The following is a 17,579-nucleotide window of genomic DNA, read 5'->3' on the forward strand; positions in this document are numbered from 1 at the left end:
AGGGGACTAATCGCGTCCGACCACTTCTTATGTGAACAGCATTACGGCCTGTGCCGGGCGTTTTCGTGTGTGGGGTGGATAACGCTGTTTTCATCCGCCATTGCCGGAAGCTAGGTACCCACCTTTGGTGGACGAGCTTCGCGTTGTGCGCCTTGCGCTGCTCAGCCTTTCGGCTGTTGCTGGGTGATGCAGTGGATGTTGCCGCCGCCCAGGAGAATCTCGCGTCCCGGGACCATCACCACCCGGTGCTCGGGGAAGATGCGTTGCAGGATGGCGCGGGCTTCCTCGTCCTTGGCGTCGTCGAAACTCGGCGCGACGATGCCGCCATTGACGATGAGGAAGTTGACGTAGGAGCCGGCCAGGCGGATCGACGGATCACGCTCCTGGCTGCCATCGGCCATGTCGACGCCAGCGCACTCTTCTTCGGTGGCGTGCAGTGGCCCGGGAATCGGCATCTTGTGCACGATCAGCTGACGGCCCTTGGCATCGCGTGCGCCTTCCAGCACGCGCATGGCGGCCTGGCAGCGCGGGTAGTTGGGGTCGTTCTCATCGTCGGTCCAGGCCAGCAGTACCTCGCCCGGGCGCACGTAGCAGCAGAAATTGTCGACGTGGCCGTCGGTCTCGTCGTTGTACAGACCGTCCGGTAACCAGATCACTTTGTCGATGGCCAGGTGATCGCGCAATACGTTTTCGATCTCTTCGCGTGACAGGTGCGGGTTGCGATTCCTGTTCAGCAGGCACTCTTCGGTGGTGACCAGGGTACCTTCGCCATCGACGTGGATGGAACCGCCTTCCAGCACGAAACCCTCGGTGCGGTAGCGTTTGCAGCCTTCGATCTCGAGAATCTTGCGCGCGACCTGGTCGTCACGCTGCCACGGCCAGTACAGGCCACCGTCGAAACCGCCCCAGGCATTGAAGCCCCAGTCCACGCCGCGCACTTCGCCGCTGGCGCTGGTGACGAAGGTCGGACCGGTGTCGCGCACCCAGGCGTCGTCGGTGGTGATTTCCACCACACGGATGTTGGCGTCGTCCAGGCGCGCGCGGGCGTTCTCATACTGCGCCGCAGACACGCAGACGGTCACCGGCTCGAATTGGGCAATGGCCTTGGCCACAGCGGTGAAGGCTGCCTGCGCCGGCTTGCCGCCGTTACGCCAGTTGTCCGGGCGCTCGGGCCAGACCATCCAGGTCTGGCTGTGGTCTTCCCATTCTGCCGGCATGCGAAAGCCATCGGCGCGTGGAGTGGTGGTCAGGGTGGTCATATTTCGCTTCCGTAGGGTGCGCCATGCGCACCGGCAAAGTGTTTGGAGGGCTAGGTGCGCACAGCGCACCCTACGGGATCGAGGGTGTTTCACCGTCGAGCGTGGATAGCGGCCAGTATAGGTTCGGCCGGCGGTCGCGGAACACACCCCAGGCCGTGCGCACTTTCTCCAGTTCGTCCAGGTCGAAGCTGTGCAGCAGGATGCCTTCCTCGCTCTGATTCAGTTCTTCGACTTTCTTGCCGTGCTGGTCGGCGATGAACGAACTGCCGTAGAAGGTGATGTCGTAGCCGTCCTGCTCTTCGCGGCCGATGCGGTTGCTGGCCACCAGTGGCATCAGGTTGGCACCGGCATGGCCCTGCTGAACACGCTGCCAGTGGTCGCGCGAGCTGATGTTCGGGTCATGCGGTTCACTGCCAATGGCCGTGGGGTAAAACAGAATCTCGGCGCCCATCAGCGCCATGCTGCGCGCGCATTCGGGAAACCACTGATCCCAGCAGATACCGACGCCGATACGGGCGTAGGCGGTGTTCCAGACCTTGAAACCGCTGTCGCCGGGGTTGAAGTAGTACTTCTCGTGATAGCCGGGGCCATCCGGGATATGGCTTTTCCGATAAATCCCGAGATTGCTGCCGTCGGCATCGATGATGGCGATGCTGTTGAAACGCGCTCGCCCGGCGCGCTCGAAGAAGCTGATCGGTAGCACCACCTTGAGCTCTGCCGCGACCTTGCTGAAATGCGCGATGGCCGGGTTCTCGTCCACTGTGGTGGCTAGCTGGGTGTAGTCGGCATTGGGCTTCTGGCAGAAGTAGGGCGTCTCGAACAGCTCCTGAATCAGGATGATCTGCGCACCTTGAGCGGCCGCCTGGCGTACCAGCTTTTCGGCGTTGGCGATGTTCGCGCTGGTATCCCAGGAGCAGGCCATCTGGGTCGCGGCGACGGTAACGATACGGGACATGAAGCACCTCTTGTGATCCGGCGTGGCCGGGCGGTCAGTCTTCTGCGGAGTGCCATGGCGAGAGATCGACCAAGGCTGACGATCGATTTATATCCGATAAATATCGATATTAGAAGGTCGAGGAGTTAATCCGAGTGGATATTTTTCGATTTTTATCGATTGATATCGAGCGGCCAGCCTCAGGCCGGCACTTCGGCAGGCGGCTGCGCGCGGCGATTCGGGTCAGTCGAGCGGGGTCGCTCGTTTCGGCAGGGCGGCTGGCAGATAAAGGCCTAGGTAGGCATCGAACACGCGCATGCCTTCCTCGGCCAGGCGCGGTGTGATTGCGCCATGCAACTGCACCGAGCGGGCATAGACGCGGTCGCCAAGCTCCATAGCCAGGGCGAATACGTCGATATCCGTCGGCAATTGGGGCAAGGGGAAGTGACGGTCGAACAGGGTCTGCATCAGGCGCCCCAGTTCGATGTCGTGCTGGTGATCCGCCTGGGTCACTTCGGCCAGACCATGTTGGGCGAGGATCAACTGGCGTGCCGCCGCGTCGCGGGCGTAGATGGCCAGCATGCGCTGTTCGACGATGCGCGACAGGTCATGCCAGCCGTTGAGCGCAGCATGCTCGACTGGCTCCAGCAGGCAGGCGCGAAACGCCGCATGCACGTCGGTGGTCAGGCCCTCGAGCAGCGCTGGCACACTGGCGAAGAAATGGTAGACCGACGAGGGGGGGATTCCCGCGTGCTCGGCCACCGTGTAGATCGACAGATTGGCCATGCCGTGTTCGGCCAGCAACTCGCGGGCCGAGGCGAGGATGCCGGCGATGCGTGCCTGGCTGCTGGCGCGCGGCTTGCGGGTGCTGGCGGGGCGCGACATGACGGGCTCCTCGGTGGACGAGGCGCTATTGGACGTCAGCCGGCGCCGATGAGGCAAGCGCCTGTTCAGGTACCTGTGCGAAAACGCTGCCAGACCTGGTCGCGAGCCTGCGCATGCTTGTCGGAAAGCACCTCCAGCGGATACAGGCGACGTTTGGTGTTCTGGTCCGGATAAAGACCTGGTTGCTCGAGCAGGGCGTTATCGATGAACTGCGCCGAATCCTCATTGCCGTTGGGGTAGAGAGTTTCGGCGGTGATCTGGGCAATCACCTGCGGTTGCATCAGGTAGTCGATGAAGCGATGGGCCAGCTCCGGGTGACTGGCGCTGGCGGGGATCACCAGGTTGTCGATGAACAGCACCGAGCCTTCGTCCGGCACCACGAAACGGACGGGCTGGCCGGCCTGAGCCGCTGCCAGGGCGTCGCCGACCCAGGCCATGGCCAGGCACAGCTGGCCGCTGTTGAGGTCGTCGATATAGCGCTCGCTGTCGACGTAGCGCAAGTTCGGGCGCAAGGCTTCGAGCACGCCGCCGGCGCGTTCGACCCGGCTGGGCGCGCTGCGTGCGAGGCTGCGTCCCTGGTAGTTGAGCAGCAGCGACAGCGTCTCATCCGCCGCGTCGAGCACGCTGATGCCGCAACTGGCCAGGCGTGCGCTTTTCTCGGTGTCGAACAGCAGGCTCCAGCTATCCGGTAATGGCCCGCCATAGGCAGCCTCGGCCTGCGGCGTATTGATCGCCAGGCCGACCGCGCCCCAGAGATAGGGCACCGCGTGCCGGTTTTGCGGATCGACTGCAGCCAGCTTGCTGAGCAGTTGTTTGTCCAGATGGCTGCGGTTGGGAAGCAGGTTGAAATTCAGTGGCTGGATACGACCGCTGGCAATCAGCGCAGGCAGTTCATTGTGCGAGGGAACCGCAATGTCGATGGGCTGGCCGCTATCCAGAGCGGCATTCAGCTCTTCGGCACTGGCGAAGGTGTGGTACTCCACTTCGATGCCGGTGTCGCGGGTGAAGTTTTCCAGCACCTGCGGTGCGATGTAATCGTTCCAGTTGTAGACACGGATGCTGTCGGCGGCCTGCGCCAGGCCTGAAACGAGGCCAAGCAGGACGGCGGCAAGTGCGCGTTGCATGAGTAGCTCCCTGATGGATGAAGGCAACAGTATCCGGCGGCGATGGCCGGCGGCGGTTGATTCATGTCAGCGGAGTCGCCCAGTGGCGAACCGCTGGCCCCGACGCGACGCGTCGGAGCAGGCAGTCAGCAGGCAAACAGAAGCCGGCTCTGTGGCCGGCTTTCCGGGGTGTTACACGGTATGCAGGTACCAGTTGTACTCGAGATCGGAAATGGTGGTCTCGAACTCCTGCAGCTCGGCTTCCTTGCAGGCGACGAAGATGTCGATGTACTTCGGGTCGATGTACTTGTTCAACACTTCGCTGTCGTCCAGCTCGCGCAGGGCATCGCGCAGGTTGTTCGGCAGGCTGGGTTCGAGCTGATCGTAGGCGTTGCCTTCGATCGGCTCGCCCGGCTCGATCTGGTTGGTCAGGCCGTGGTGAATACCGGCGAGAATCGAGGCCAGCATCAGGTAGGGGTTGGCGTCGGCGCCGGCCACGCGGTGTTCGATGCGTACCGCATCGGCGCTGCCGGTCGGTACGCGCACGGCCACGGTGCGATTGTCCAGTGCCCAGCTCGGTGCGTTGGGTACGTAGAACTGCGCGCCGAAGCGGCGGTAGGAGTTGACGTTGGGGCACAGGAAGGCCATCGATGCGGCCATGGTGTCGAGAATGCCGCCGACAGCGTGGCGCAGCGAGGTGTTCTCCAGCGGGTTGTCCGCGGCGAAGATGTTTTGCCCGGTCTTCTTGTCCAGCAGCGAGATGTGCACGTGCAGGCCGTTGCCCGCCTGGCCCGGATAGGGCTTGGCCATGAAGGTGGAGTCCATCTCATGGTCATAGGCGATGTTCTTGATCAGGCGCTTGAGCAGCAATGCGTAGTCGCACGCCTTGATGGCGTCCTCGACGTGGTGCAGGTTGACCTCGAACTGCGCTGGCGCACTTTCCTTGACGATGGCGTCAGCGGGCAGGTCCTGCTCCTTGGCGGCTTCGAGCATGTCCTGCAGGCAGTCGACGTATTCGTCGAGGTCGTCGATCAGGTAGACCTGGGTGGAATGCGGGCGCTTGCCGGAGATCGGTGAGCGCGGCGGCTGCGGGCGACCGTTCACGTTCTCCTGGTCGATCAGGTAGAACTCCAGTTCGAAGGCTGCGCAGATACGCAGGCCCAGTTCGTCGAACTTCTGTACCACCTGGCGCAATACCTCGCGCGGGTCGGCGAAGAAAGGCGTGCCGTCCAGCTCGTGCATGGTCATCAGCAGTTGCGCGGTAGGGCGCTTCTGCCAGGGCTCGTTGCACAGGGTATTGGGGATGGGGAAGCAGATACGGTCGGCATCGCCGATGTCCAGGCCGAGGCCGGTGCTTTCGACGGTGGCGCCATTGATGTCGAGAGCGAAGAGCGAGGCCGGCAGGTTGATGCCTTTCTCGTACACCTTATGGAGGGCGTTACGGTCGATGCGCTTGCCGCGCACCACACCGTTCATATCTGCAATAAGAAGGTCGACGAACTGGACCTCAGGATGTTCCTTAAGGAACGCGTTCGCTTCGTTAAGCTGAACGGCACGCGGGGGTACCGACATGATGCAACACCTTTTTGTTAAAAATATCAATCATGCAACTGCATGGGTGTGAGTCAATCCGAAACGCACTTTACTGTCAAGCTGGCCCAGTCATGCTCTCTTCTGGGGCGTGATGGCCATTTTTGGGGCATTTCAAGGCCGTTATGGGTGGCTGGAACGCCGATCTTTCAGGGTGCTCAGTGGGGTGTGTTCAATTTTTTACAGGCCTATTGTGTAAAAAAATGAACAAGGCTAAGCTCGGTTGAAACCCATAACAGCAATAATACGGGTGTCCCATGTTCCGCCTGCCGGCTATCGGCGTCAGCGCTTTTCTCAGAGCCATCGTCCACGCGACGGTCACTTTCCTTCAGTTCGGGGCAACCCTTCTCTTCGTTTGGGTTGGCCGTGAGACGCTTCAGCGTCCCTTCTCTTCAATTCCAGCGTCAGCAGCTCTACGCCGTCAGGCGTATCGCACTCTTCATACCCGGCACCATAGCGCAGCATGTGGCATATCGCTGCACCGCGTCCTCTTTGGCCCGTGTTCTGCAGCGTTCAAGTGCTTCGTGTCTGCCGGTCATCTTGCGATTCGCCGCGAGATAGACGCATCAGCGTCACTTGATAAGGGCACATTGTTTTCTTGCGCCAAAGCGAAAAGCCAGATGCCGGAGGTGCGGTACCCCTAGTAGCATCCACACGAATATCTCGCCTTCTTTCAGGCCTTTGGTGAGGCTTGCAGGGAGAGGGCGGGGCAACGCTGGACCGACTATAAACCTGGTTGGTTCTACAACCCTGAGGTCTCTATGAGTACCAAGTTAGACCAGCTCACGAGCTGGCTGAAAGAACGCAAAATCACCGAAGTCGAATGCCTGATCAGTGACCTGACCGGCATTGCCCGCGGCAAGATCTCGCCGACCAACAAGTTCCTTGACGAGAAGGGCATGCGCCTCCCCGAGAGCGTGCTGCTGCAGACCGTGACCGGCGACTACGTCGAGGACGATATCTACTACGACCTGCTGGACGAGGCGGACATCGACATGTTCTGCCGTCCCGACCCGAATGCGGTCTTCGTCGTGCCCTGGGCCATCGAGCCCACCGCGATGGTGATCCACGACACCTTCGACAAGCAGGGCAACCCCATCGAGCTGTCGCCGCGCAACATCCTCAAGAAGGTGTTGCAGATGTACGAAGGCAAAGGCTGGAAGCCCATCGTTGCGCCGGAAATGGAGTTCTACCTGACCAAGCGCAGCAGCGACCCGGACTTCCCGCTGGAGGCGCCGGTTGGTCGCTCCGGCCGCCCGGAAACCGGGCGTCAGAGCTTCTCTATCGACGCGGCGAACGAGTTCGATCCGCTGTTCGAAGACATGTACGACTGGTGCGAGCTGCAGGGCCTGGACCTGGACACTCTGATCCACGAGGAAGGGCCGGCGCAGATGGAAATCAACTTCCGTCACGGCGATGCCCTGCACCTGGCCGACCAGATTCTGGTGTTCAAACGCACCATGCGTGAGGCGGCGCTCAAGCACGATGTGGCCGCAACCTTCATGGCCAAGCCGATCACCGACGAGCCGGGCAGCGCCATGCACATCCACCAAAGCGTGGTGGACATCAAGACCGGCAAGAACATCTTCTCCAATGAAGACGGGACGATGAGCGAGCTGTTCCTGCACCACATCGGCGGTTTGCAGAAATACATCCCCGAACTGCTGCCGCTGTTCGCCCCTAACGTCAACTCGTTCCGCCGCTTCCTGCCCGATACCTCGGCGCCGGTGAACGTGGAGTGGGGCGAGGAGAACCGTACCGTGGGCCTGCGCGTACCAGAGGCCAGCCCGCAGAATCGCCGTGTGGAGAACCGTCTGGCTGGCGCCGACGCCAACCCCTATCTGGTGCTGGCGGCCACCCTGCTGTGCGGTTACATGGGCATGGTGGGCGGTGTGAATCCCGGCGCGCCGGTAAAAGGTCGTGGTTACGAGCGGCGCAACCTGCGTCTGCCGGTGACCATCGAGAGTGCGCTGGAGCGTATGGAAGCGTGCAAGGACGCCGAGAAATTCCTCGGCGAGAAGTTCATCCGCGGCTACGTCGCGGTCAAGCGCGCCGAGCACGAGAACTTCAAGCGTGTGATCAGTTCCTGGGAGCGCGAGTTCCTGTTGCTGTCGGTGTGACGATGCAGAGCCGCTGATGGCTCGGTGGCAGGCGTCCCGTTCGCGACGGCGCCTGCCACGATTCAACGGATTTCCGCAGGCCGCCCGAGCGGCCCGCACAAAGAAGGTGTTGTGATGAACCAGCAAGCCAAGAACCCCAAGACCGCTCAGTGGCAGGCCCTGAGCCAGGCCCACCATCTGGCGCCGTTCAGTGACTACAAGCAGCTGGCCGAGAATGGCCCGCGCATCATCACCGAGGGCAAGGGTGTGCACCTGTGGGACAGTGAGGGACACAAGATTCTCGATGGCATGGCCGGGCTGTGGTGCGTGGCGGTCGGTTATGGCCGTGAGGAGTTGGTCGAAGCTGCCGCTGCGCAGATGCGTCAGCTGCCGTTCTACAACACTTTCTTCCAGACCGCCCACCCGCCGGTGCTGGAGCTTGCGCATGCCATTTCCCAGCTGGCGCCGGCCGGCATGAATCACGTGTTCTTCACCGGTTCGGGTTCCGAGGGCAACGACACCATGCTGCGCCTGGTGCGCCACTACTGGGCATGCAAGGGACAGCCTGCGAAGAAGATCATCATCGGCCGCGAGAATGGCTATCACGGCTCCACCGTGGCCGGCGCCAGCCTCGGCGGCATGAAATTCATGCACGAGCAGGGTGACCTGCCGATCCCCGGCATTGCCCATATCCCGCAGCCATATTGGTTCGGCGAGGGTGGCGAGCAGTCGCCGGAAGCGTTCGGTATCTGGGCCGCCGACCAGCTTGAGAAGAAGATTCTCGAACTGGGTGAAGACAAGGTCGCCGCGTTCATTGCCGAGCCGGTGCAGGGCGCCGGTGGTGTGATCATTCCGCCGGATAGCTACTGGCCGCGGATCAAGGAAATCCTCGCCAAGTACGACATCCTCTTCGTTGCTGACGAAGTGATCTGCGGCTTCGGCCGCACCGGCGAGTGGTTCGGCAGCCAGTACTACGGCCTCAAGCCGGATCTGATGACCATCGCCAAAGGGCTGACCAGCGGCTACGTGCCGATGGGCGGGCTGATCGTCAGCGACAAGGTGCTCGAGGCCATCGAGGCGCATGGCGACTTCAACCACGGCTTCACCTATTCCGGGCATCCGGTGGCGGCGGCGGTGGGCCTGGAGAACCTGCGCATTCTCAAGGAAGAAGGCGTCGTCGAGCGGGTCAAGGCAGAAACGGCACCGTATTTGCAGAAACGTCTGCGTGAGCTGGCGGATCACCCGCTGGTGGGCGAAGTGCGCGGTCTCGGCATGCTCGGGGCCATCGAATTGGTGCAGGACAAGGCGACGCGCCAACGTTACCCGGGTGACAAGGCGGCGGGCATGATCTGCCGCGGCCACTGCTTTAATAACGGTCTGATCATGCGCGCTGTGGGCGACACCATGATCATCGCGCCGCCGCTGGTGATCAGCCAGGTGGAAGTGGACGAACTGGTGGAAAAAGCACGCAAGTGCCTGGATCTGACTTTGCGTGATCTGTCGGTCTGAAAAAGCCGCAGTCACGGAAAGTTGTCAGCGGTGCCATGACCTTGCCAGACTGCGCCAGAGTACGTGAGCCAGCCTGATTCGAACGGCTTGCGCGACCTCTGGAATACCGACACAACAACAGGAGCTGTACGCATGAAAACATTCGGCAAGACCCTTCTCGCGTTGTCCCTGACCGCGGCCGTGGCCGGCGCTGCTCAGGCTGACGACAAGGTGCTGCATGTCTACAACTGGAGCGATTACATCGCCGAAGACACCCTGGCCAATTTCGAGAAGGAAACCGGCATCAAGGTCGTCTACGACGTCTTCGACAGCAACGAAGTGCTGGAAGCCAAGTTGCTGGCCGGCAGCTCCGGCTATGACATCGTAGTGCCGTCGAACCCCTTCCTGGCCAAGCAGATCAAGGCCGGCGTATTCCAGAAGCTGGACAAGTCCAAGCTGCCGAACTGGTCCAACCTGGACAAGGACTTGCTCAAGGCACTGGAGCCCAGCGATCCGGGTAACCAGTACTCGGTCCCTTATATGTGGGGCACCATCGGCATCGGCTACAACGTCGAGAAGGTCAAGGCTGCGCTGGGCGAAGACGCACCGGTCGACTCCTGGGACCTGGTGTTCAAGCCGGAGAACATGGAAAAGCTGAAGTCCTGCGGCGTTTCCTTCCTCGACTCGCCGACCGAGATCCTGCCGGCCGCGCTGCACTACCTGGGCTATGCCCCGGACAGCAGCAACAAGGACGAGCTGAAGAAGGCTGAAGACCTGTTTATGTCCATCCGTCCTTCGGTGGCGTACTTCCACAGCTCCAAGTACATCTCCGACCTGGCCAACGGCAACATCTGCGTCGCTATCGGTTACTCGGGTGATATCTACCAGAGCAAGGCGCGCGCCGAAGAAGCCAAGAACGGTGTTGAGGTTGGCTACAACATTCCGAAAGAGGGCGCGGGTTCCTTCTTCGACATGTTGGCCGTGCCGGCTGATGCCAAGAACGTCGAGGCTGCGCACACCTTCCTCAACTACCTGATGGAGCCGGCGGTGATGGCCAACATCACCAACTACGTGCAGTTCCCCAATGGCAACGCCGCTGCCACGCCGCTGGTGGACGAAGCGCTGCGCAACGACCCGGGCGTCTATCCGACCCCTGAGGTACTGAAGAAGATCTACACCTTCCCGGACCTGGCGCCTGCCGTGCAGCGCACCATGACCCGCAGCTGGACCAAGATCAAGTCCGGTCGTTAAGCAACGAAGCAACGCCGCCTGGCGGGTTCGTCCGCCAGGCACTCCACAAGCACGAAGAGGAAACGTTATGCGTCGTTCTACCCTGCTGGCTGGCCTGATCGCCGCCGTCATCGGTATGTCCGCAGCTCAGGCAGCCGATCGCGTGGTCAAAGTCTACAACTGGTCTGACTACATCGCGCCAGACACCATCGCCGAGTTCGAGAAGGAAACCGGTATCAAGGTGGTGTATGACGTTTTCGATTCCAACGAAACCCTCGACGGCAAGCTGGCCACCGGCCAGAGTGGCTACGATGTGGTGGTGCCGACCAACCACTTCCTGGCCAAGCAGGTGCGTGCCGGCACCTACATGAAGCTGGACAAGTCCAAGCTGCCCAACCTGGTCAATCTCGATCCGACCATCATGAAGAACCTGGCCGCGGGTGATCCCGGCAACGAATATTCGGTGCCCTATCTCTGGGGTACCAATGGCATCGGCCTGAACGTGACCAAGGCGCGTGCCGTGCTCGGCGAAGACGCCCCGCTGGATTCCTGGGAGCTGCTGTTCGATCCGAAGTACGCCGAGAAACTCGCCTCCTGTGGTATCGCCCTGCTCGACTCGGGCGATGAGGTACTGCCGCAGATGGTCAACTACCTGGGCATGTCGCCGCATACCAAGAAGCGTGAAGACTACGAGAAAGCCTACGAGCAGATGATGAAGGTGCGCCCTTACATCACCTATTTCCATAGTTCCAAGTTCATCTCCGACCTGGCCAACGGCAACATCTGCGCCGCGTTCGGTTATTCCGGCGATGTACTGCAGGCGGCCGATCGCGCCGAAGAGGCCGGTCGCACCGACGAGATCGCCTACATCATTCCCAAGGAAGGCACCGCCATGTGGGCCGACCTGCTGGCAATCCCGAAGGATTCGAAGAACGTCGAAGAGGCACACGCGTTCATCAACTACCTGCTGCGTCCCGACGTGATCGCCAAGATCAGTGATTACGTGGCCTACGCCAACCCCAACAGCAAGGCCACCGAACTGGTCGACGAGGACGTACGGAACAACCCGGGCGTTTATCCCAGCGCGCAAGTCATGGCCAAACTCTATGTCGCCGAAGAACGCTCGCGTGAAGTACAGCGTTGGTTGACCCGCGACTGGACACGAATCAAGAGCGGTCGCTGATCGTCGGAAGATTTTCCTATAAAGTGCCGCGCCTTTTCCGGGCGGCACACAAAAACGAGGATGAAACTGTGCGAGTTACCCTGCCCAAGTCTCTGATCGCCCTTGCGGCTTCCGCCTTCTGTGGTGCCACCCTGGCTCAACCTACGGTGCACATCTACAACTGGAGCGATTACATCGGCGAAGAGACCCTGGCCAAGTTCGAGGCGAAAACCGGGATCAAACCGGTCTACGATGTCTTCGACTCCAATGAAACCCTCGAAGGCAAACTGCTGGCCGGCCGTAGTGGCTACGACGTGGTGGTGCCCTCCAATCACTTCCTCGGCAAGCAGATCCGCGCGGGCGCCTTCCAGCCGCTCGATCGCAGCAAGCTGAGCAACTGGGACAACCTCGATCCGGCGCTGCTCAAGCAGCTCGAAACCAACGATCCGGGCAACCAGTATTCCGTGCCCTACCTGTGGGGCACCAACGGCATCGGCTATAACGTCGAGAAGGTCAAGGCCACGCTGGGCATCGACGAAATCGACTCTTGGGCCGTGCTGTTCGAGCCGGAGAACATCAAGAAGCTGAGCGAGTGCGGCGTCGCCTTCCTCGATTCCGGCGATGAAATGATTCCGGCCATGCTCAACTACCTGGGCCTCGATCCCAACAGCACCAAGGCCGAGGATTACGCCAAGGCCGAAGCCAAGCTGCTCGAAGTGCGTCCTTATGTCACCTACTTCCACAGCTCCAAGTACATCGGCGACCTGGCCAACGGCAACATCTGCGTTGCAGCAGGTTTCTCCGGTGACATCCTGCAGGCTGCCGATCGTGCCGAGGAAGCCGGCAAGGGTATCGAGATCGCCTACAGCATTCCCAAGGAAGGCGCCAATCTCTGGTTCGACATGATGGCCATTCCGGCCGACGCCGCGAATGTCGAGCAGGCCCACGCATTCATCAATTTCCTCCTCGAGCCTGAAGTGATCGCCGAAGTCAGCGATTACGTCGGTTACGCCAACCCCAACATCAAGGCGGACGAGCTCATGGATCAGGAGGTTCGCAACGACCCGTCCGTGTATCCGCCGCAGGCCGTACTGGACAAGCTGTACATCTCCGCTGAATTGCCAGTGAAGGTGCAGCGCCTGATGACCCGCACCTGGACCAAGGTCAAGTCGGGGCAGTAATCGTTTCCAGCCCGGCCGCAGGGGCCGGGCACAATCTTCCGGGAGTTTTCCAATAATGGCTGTTGCCTCCAGCGCCTACAAAAAAGCCCTCGAAGGGGATCAGACACCGAAAGAGGTGCTGGTCAAAATCGATCGGGTGACCAAGAAGTTCGACGAGACAGTCGCAGTCGACGATGTATCGCTGACCATCAACAAGGGAGAGATCTTCGCCCTGCTGGGTGGCTCGGGTTCGGGCAAGTCCACGTTGCTGCGCATGCTTGCGGGCTTCGAACGGCCCACCGAGGGGCGCATCATTCTCGACGGTGTGGACATCACCGACATGCCGCCGTACCAGCGGCCGATCAACATGATGTTCCAGTCCTATGCACTGTTCCCGCACATGACCGTGGCGCAGAACATCGCCTTCGGTCTGCAGCAGGACAAGCTGCCCAAGGCCGAGATCGACGAGCGCGTGGCCGAGATGCTCAAACTGGTGCACATGACCCAGTACGCCAAGCGCAAGCCGCACCAGCTCTCCGGCGGTCAGCGTCAGCGTGTGGCCCTGGCCCGTTCGCTGGCCAAGCGGCCGAAACTGCTGCTGCTCGATGAGCCCATGGGGGCGCTGGACAAGAAGCTGCGTTCGCAGATGCAGCTGGAACTGGTGGAGATCATCGAGCGCGTTGGCGTGACCTGCGTGATGGTCACCCATGACCAGGAAGAGGCCATGACCATGGCCCAGCGCATCGCCATCATGCACCTGGGCTGGATCGCCCAGACCGGCAGCCCGATCGACATCTACGAGACGCCGACCAGCCGGCTGGTTTGCGAGTTCATCGGCAACGTCAACCTGTTCGATGGTCAGATCACCACCGACGAGGCCGACCACGCGATCATCGACTGCCCGCAACTGGACAAGCCGATCTACATCGGTCACGGCGTCAGCACCCGCGCCGAGGACAAGAAGGTCAGCTACGCCCTGCGCCCGGAAAAGCTGCTGATGGCCACCGCTCTGCCGGATGATCACGAGCATCCCAATTACAACTGGAGCCATGGTCACGTGCATGACATCGCCTACCTCGGCGGTCATTCGGTCTACTACGTCAAGCTCACCTCCGGGCAGGTCGTGCAGTGCTTCATTGCCAACGCTGAGCGCCGCGGCAAGCGTCCGACCTGGGACGACCCGGTGGTGGTCTACTGGGAAGACGACAGCGGCGTGGTACTGCAATCATGAAAATGAGCAAACTGGCGCGCTATCTGCCCAGTGGGCGGCATGCCGTGATCGGCATACCCTTCCTGTGGCTGTTCCTGTTCTTCCTGCTGCCGTTCGTCATCGTGCTGAAGATCAGCTTCGCCGAGGCCGACGTGGCGATCCCGCCCTATACGGAAATCTACGAGTGGGCGGATGGCAAGCTCACGCTGCTGCTGAACTTCGGCAACTACATCTTCCTCACCGAGGATGCCCTGTACCTGTCGGCATACCTCGGCTCGCTTAAAGTCGCACTGTTCAGCACCCTGCTGTGTCTGCTGATCGGCTACCCGATGGCTTATGCCATCGCCCGTGCGCCGAAGTCGCAACAGACCGTGTTGCTGCTGCTGATCATGATGCCGACCTGGACCGCGATCCTGATCCGCGTCTATGCCTGGATGGGCATCCTCGGCAACAACGGCCTGCTCAACAGCCTGTTGATGGGCATCGGTTTGATCGACTCGCCGCTGCAGATACTCAACACCAACACGGCCGTATATATCGGCGTGGTGTATTCGTACTTGCCGTTCATGATCCTGCCGCTCTACGCCAACTTGGTGAAGCATGATTCCAGCCTGCTGGAGGCTGCATCCGACCTGGGTTCGAGCAACTTCAACAACTTCTGGCGTATCACCGTGCCGCTGTCGAAGAACGGCATCATCGCCGGCTCCATGCTGGTGTTCATCCCGGTGGTCGGTGAGTTCGTCATCCCAGAGCTGCTTGGCGGCCCGGAGACACTGATGATCGGCAAGGTGCTGTGGCAGGAGTTCTTCAACAACCGCGACTGGCCGGTGGCGTCCGCCCTGGCGGTGGTGATGCTGGCGATCCTGATCGTGCCCATCATTCTGTTCAACCGTAACCAGGCTAAAGAGCTGGAGGGCCGGCCATGACTGAGCTAATCGCAAAGAGCCCGTCGTTCTGTTCAACCGGCTTTTTAACCAGAAGCGTGGCTAAAGAGCTGGAGGGCCGGCCATGACTGAGCTAATCGCAAAGAGCCCGTCATTCTGTTCAACCGGCTTTTTAATCAGAAGCGTGGCCAAAGAACTGGAGGGCCGCCCATGAAGCGTTTCAGTTTCTCCAGTCTGATGCTCTGGGCGGGGCTGGTATTCATCTACCTGCCGATGGTCATCCTGGTCATCTACTCGTTCAACGCCTCGCGTCTGGTCACCGTTTGGGGTGGCTGGTCGGTGAAGTGGTACGTCGGCTTGCTCGACAACACCCAGTTGATGAACTCGGTGATGCGCTCGCTGGAAATCGCCCTGTACACCGCCATCGCGGCGGTGGCGCTGGGCACGTTGGCGGCCTTCGTGCTGACCCGGATCACCCACTTCAAGGGACGTACCCTGTTCGGTGGTTTGGTCACCGCGCCGCTGGTGATGCCCGAGGTGATCACCGGTCTGTCGTTGCTGCTGCTGTTCGTGCTGATGGCGCAGTTGATCGGCTGGCCGATGCAGCGGGGTATGACCACCATCTGGATCGCCCACACCACCTTCTGTTCCGCCTATGTAGCGGTGGTGGTGTCGTCGCGTCTGCGTGAGTTGGACATGTCCATCGAAGAAGCGGCCATGGACCTCGGTGCCAAGCCGTGGAAGGTGTTCTTCCTGATCACCGTGCCGATGATCGCGCCATCGCTGGCGGCGGGGGCGATGATGTCCTTCGCCCTGTCGCTGGACGACCTGGTGCTGGCCAGCTTCGTTTCCGGCCCTGGTTCGACCACGCTGCCGATGGAGATCTTCTCCGCCGTGCGTCTGGGGGTAAAACCCGAGATCAACGCAGTCGCGAGCCTGATCCTGCTGGCGGTGTCCTTCGCCACCTTCCTGGCCTGGTTCTTCAGCCAGCGCGCCGAGGAAAAGCGTAAGAAGGCGCTGCAGCAGGCCATGGACGAGACCGCCAAGCCGTCCTGGCAGACAGAAAGCAGCGCCCACTGAGCGCAGGCTGAAAACCAAAACGGGCCCCGCGGGGCCCGTTTTTCATGGGTGTGTGGGAGGGGCTTTAGCCGCGACGTCCACGCTCGCCGCTAAAGCCCCTCCCATGGCTGTGTACCGATTATTTGACCAGCGCCTTCCAGGCCTTGAGGCTCTGCACAACCTGCGTCTGGGTCATGCGCAGCTGGCGTTGCTCGTCGTCCAGTGGTTGTTGGGCCAGTGTCTGCAGCTTGCTCAGCTCGCCATAGAGGCGGTCGACCTCCGGTACTTCGAGCACGCCACGCGCCAGGCGCAGCCAGACCAGCAGACGCTCCAGGCGCGGCATCTGCTCGGCCAGGTCTTCCGGTTGCTGCTGGTAGCGGCGCAGTTGCAGCGCCGTGCCTTCCTCACCGAGCAGGGTCGGCAGCCAGTTGCCCAGAGCGGCATGCCCCTGGCGGTCGCCACGCGCGTTACGCGCCTCAGTCCAGCTGCGTTGCAGCAGCCAGTACGACAGTTTCAGTGACAGCAGGCCCCAGCGGCAGCCATCCAGCTCCGCGGCGAACAGGGCAGGCGCGTTGCGGCGCATGCTGTCATCGCTTTGTCCTGCTGCCAGGCGTGGGCGCCAATCGCTCAGCAGGGCATCGAGTGCTTCGCGCAGTTCCCGTGAGCTGGCGCGTGGGGCGGCCTGGCCGAGGCTGGCGAGCAGAGCGCGCAGGTCGACCAGTTGCTCCAGCCACTGCTGCAGCAAGCTCCAGTGACCATTGAAGCGATACTGCTCGGCCAGACGCTGGCTGGCGCCGAGCAGATGCCAGGCGAGGGCGGCGAAGGCATCATCAAGGCTCATTTCGGCGTTCAGCGCTGGTGCAGGTAGGCTCAGGCTGTAACTGCCCGAGTCGAACAGGCGGTAGCCGCGTTCGGCCTTGCTGATATCGCAGGGCATCAGCGGCAGGTCGGCGGCCAGCTCGCAGGCCAGCTCCAGCAGTGCAGCCGGCTCACCCTGGCGCAGCTCCAGTTCCAGCTCGCAGATTTCCTCTTCGCCTTCGCCGGCCAGCACCTTGCCCAGGTCCAGCGCCGCTTCGATGACCACCTTGGCCTTGCCCCGGCCCCAGGCGATTTCGGCCTTCTCGCGCACGAAATCGGTGGTGAACAGCGGCTGCAGGGCTTTCTTGTCCAGCTCGGCCAGGCTGGCGGGCCAGCAGCTGTCGTCGAGTTTTTTCAAGTCCAGCTTGGCCTTGCTCAGGTACCAGTCCCACTCGTTGCGCTCGGACAGGCCGGCAACGCTCTGCCCGCGCGACTTCAAAGTCTGAATGAACTGTTCGCCATCGCGGCGCAGGCGCAGTGCGACCTTGGCTCCCGCCAGGTCGCGGGCCGGTGTGTCGTAGTACTGGTTGAACAGTTCGACGCGTTGCCAGCCGCTCTTGTTGCGTTTCTTCAGCAGCGGGTGTTCACGTAGCGCGGCCAGGGTGGTGCGGCTGGCGCGCAGTTTGATTTCGGTTTCTTTGACCATGGTGGGGAGCTA

14 protein-coding genes are annotated in these 17,579 nt (G+C 61.5%); 8 read left to right on the top strand and 6 right to left on the bottom strand.

Going from position 1 to position 17,579, the window contains the following annotated elements:
- Positions 1–161: 161 nt before the first annotated feature.
- The 5 genes from aguA to ACJRW5_RS00025 form a co-directional block, all read right to left on the bottom strand.
- A complete protein-coding gene (gene aguA, locus ACJRW5_RS00005) occupies positions 162–1,259 on the bottom strand; it encodes an agmatine deiminase (protein ID WP_484568491.1) in 1,098 nt (365 codons plus the stop codon).
- Positions 1,260–1,329: 70 nt separating this feature from the next.
- Positions 1,330–2,214, bottom strand: coding sequence for an N-carbamoylputrescine amidase (gene aguB / locus ACJRW5_RS00010; protein WP_484568492.1), 885 nt, complete (start codon positions 2,212–2,214; stop codon positions 1,330–1,332).
- A gap of 222 nt (positions 2,215–2,436) precedes the next feature.
- Positions 2,437–3,078 carry a TetR/AcrR family transcriptional regulator gene (locus ACJRW5_RS00015; RefSeq protein ID WP_484568493.1) on the bottom strand — a complete coding sequence of 214 codons (642 nt, stop codon included), beginning with the start codon at positions 3,076–3,078 and terminating at the stop codon, positions 2,437–2,439.
- A gap of 65 nt (positions 3,079–3,143) precedes the next feature.
- The gene (locus tag ACJRW5_RS00020; RefSeq protein WP_484568494.1) at positions 3,144–4,202 is read right to left on the bottom strand and encodes a polyamine ABC transporter substrate-binding protein; all 1,059 of its coding nucleotides are present in this window, start codon (positions 4,200–4,202) and stop codon (positions 3,144–3,146) included.
- A 171-nt stretch (positions 4,203–4,373) separates the two neighbouring features.
- A complete protein-coding gene (locus ACJRW5_RS00025) occupies positions 4,374–5,753 on the bottom strand; it encodes a glutamine synthetase family protein (protein WP_484568495.1) in 1,380 nt (459 codons plus the stop codon).
- 779 nt (positions 5,754–6,532) lie between these two features.
- Between ACJRW5_RS00025 and ACJRW5_RS00030 the strand changes: the two genes are divergently transcribed.
- From ACJRW5_RS00030 to ACJRW5_RS00065, 8 genes are all read left to right on the top strand, one after another.
- Positions 6,533–7,891 carry a glutamine synthetase family protein gene (locus ACJRW5_RS00030; protein WP_484568496.1) on the top strand — a complete coding sequence of 453 codons (1,359 nt, stop codon included), beginning with the start codon at positions 6,533–6,535 and terminating at the stop codon, positions 7,889–7,891.
- Between the two features lie 114 nt (positions 7,892–8,005).
- Positions 8,006–9,379, top strand: coding sequence for an aspartate aminotransferase family protein (locus tag ACJRW5_RS00035; protein WP_484568497.1), 1,374 nt, complete (start codon positions 8,006–8,008; stop codon positions 9,377–9,379).
- Positions 9,380–9,511: 132 nt separating this feature from the next.
- On the top strand, positions 9,512–10,609 hold the full coding sequence (locus ACJRW5_RS00040; protein ID WP_484568498.1) for an extracellular solute-binding protein: 1,098 nt from the start codon (positions 9,512–9,514) through the stop codon (positions 10,607–10,609).
- A gap of 67 nt (positions 10,610–10,676) precedes the next feature.
- Positions 10,677–11,771 (top strand): polyamine ABC transporter substrate-binding protein, encoded by a 1,095-nt coding sequence (locus tag ACJRW5_RS00045; RefSeq protein WP_484568499.1) that lies wholly within the window; start codon positions 10,677–10,679, stop codon positions 11,769–11,771.
- A 68-nt stretch (positions 11,772–11,839) separates the two neighbouring features.
- Positions 11,840–12,931: a polyamine ABC transporter substrate-binding protein gene (locus ACJRW5_RS00050; protein WP_484568500.1), complete on the top strand. Its 1,092-nt coding sequence runs from the start codon at positions 11,840–11,842 to the stop codon at positions 12,929–12,931.
- A gap of 55 nt (positions 12,932–12,986) precedes the next feature.
- Positions 12,987–14,141 (top strand): polyamine ABC transporter ATP-binding protein, encoded by a 1,155-nt coding sequence (gene potA, locus ACJRW5_RS00055; RefSeq protein ID WP_484568501.1) that lies wholly within the window; start codon positions 12,987–12,989, stop codon positions 14,139–14,141.
- A gap of 23 nt (positions 14,142–14,164) precedes the next feature.
- Positions 14,165–15,046 carry an ABC transporter permease subunit gene (locus tag ACJRW5_RS00060; RefSeq protein ID WP_484569126.1) on the top strand — a complete coding sequence of 294 codons (882 nt, stop codon included), beginning with the start codon at positions 14,165–14,167 and terminating at the stop codon, positions 15,044–15,046.
- 168 nt (positions 15,047–15,214) lie between these two features.
- A complete protein-coding gene (locus tag ACJRW5_RS00065) occupies positions 15,215–16,084 on the top strand; it encodes an ABC transporter permease subunit (protein WP_484568502.1) in 870 nt (289 codons plus the stop codon).
- 118 nt (positions 16,085–16,202) lie between these two features.
- Here ACJRW5_RS00065 and ACJRW5_RS00070 read toward each other — a convergent pair whose 3' ends face one another.
- Positions 16,203–17,567 carry a CYTH domain-containing protein gene (locus ACJRW5_RS00070; protein WP_484568503.1) on the bottom strand — a complete coding sequence of 455 codons (1,365 nt, stop codon included), beginning with the start codon at positions 17,565–17,567 and terminating at the stop codon, positions 16,203–16,205.
- Positions 17,568–17,579: the final 12 nt, after the last annotated feature.

This window comes from Pseudomonas pichavaramensis, assembly GCF_050473265.1.
Taxonomy (GTDB): domain Bacteria; phylum Pseudomonadota; class Gammaproteobacteria; order Pseudomonadales; family Pseudomonadaceae; genus Aquipseudomonas.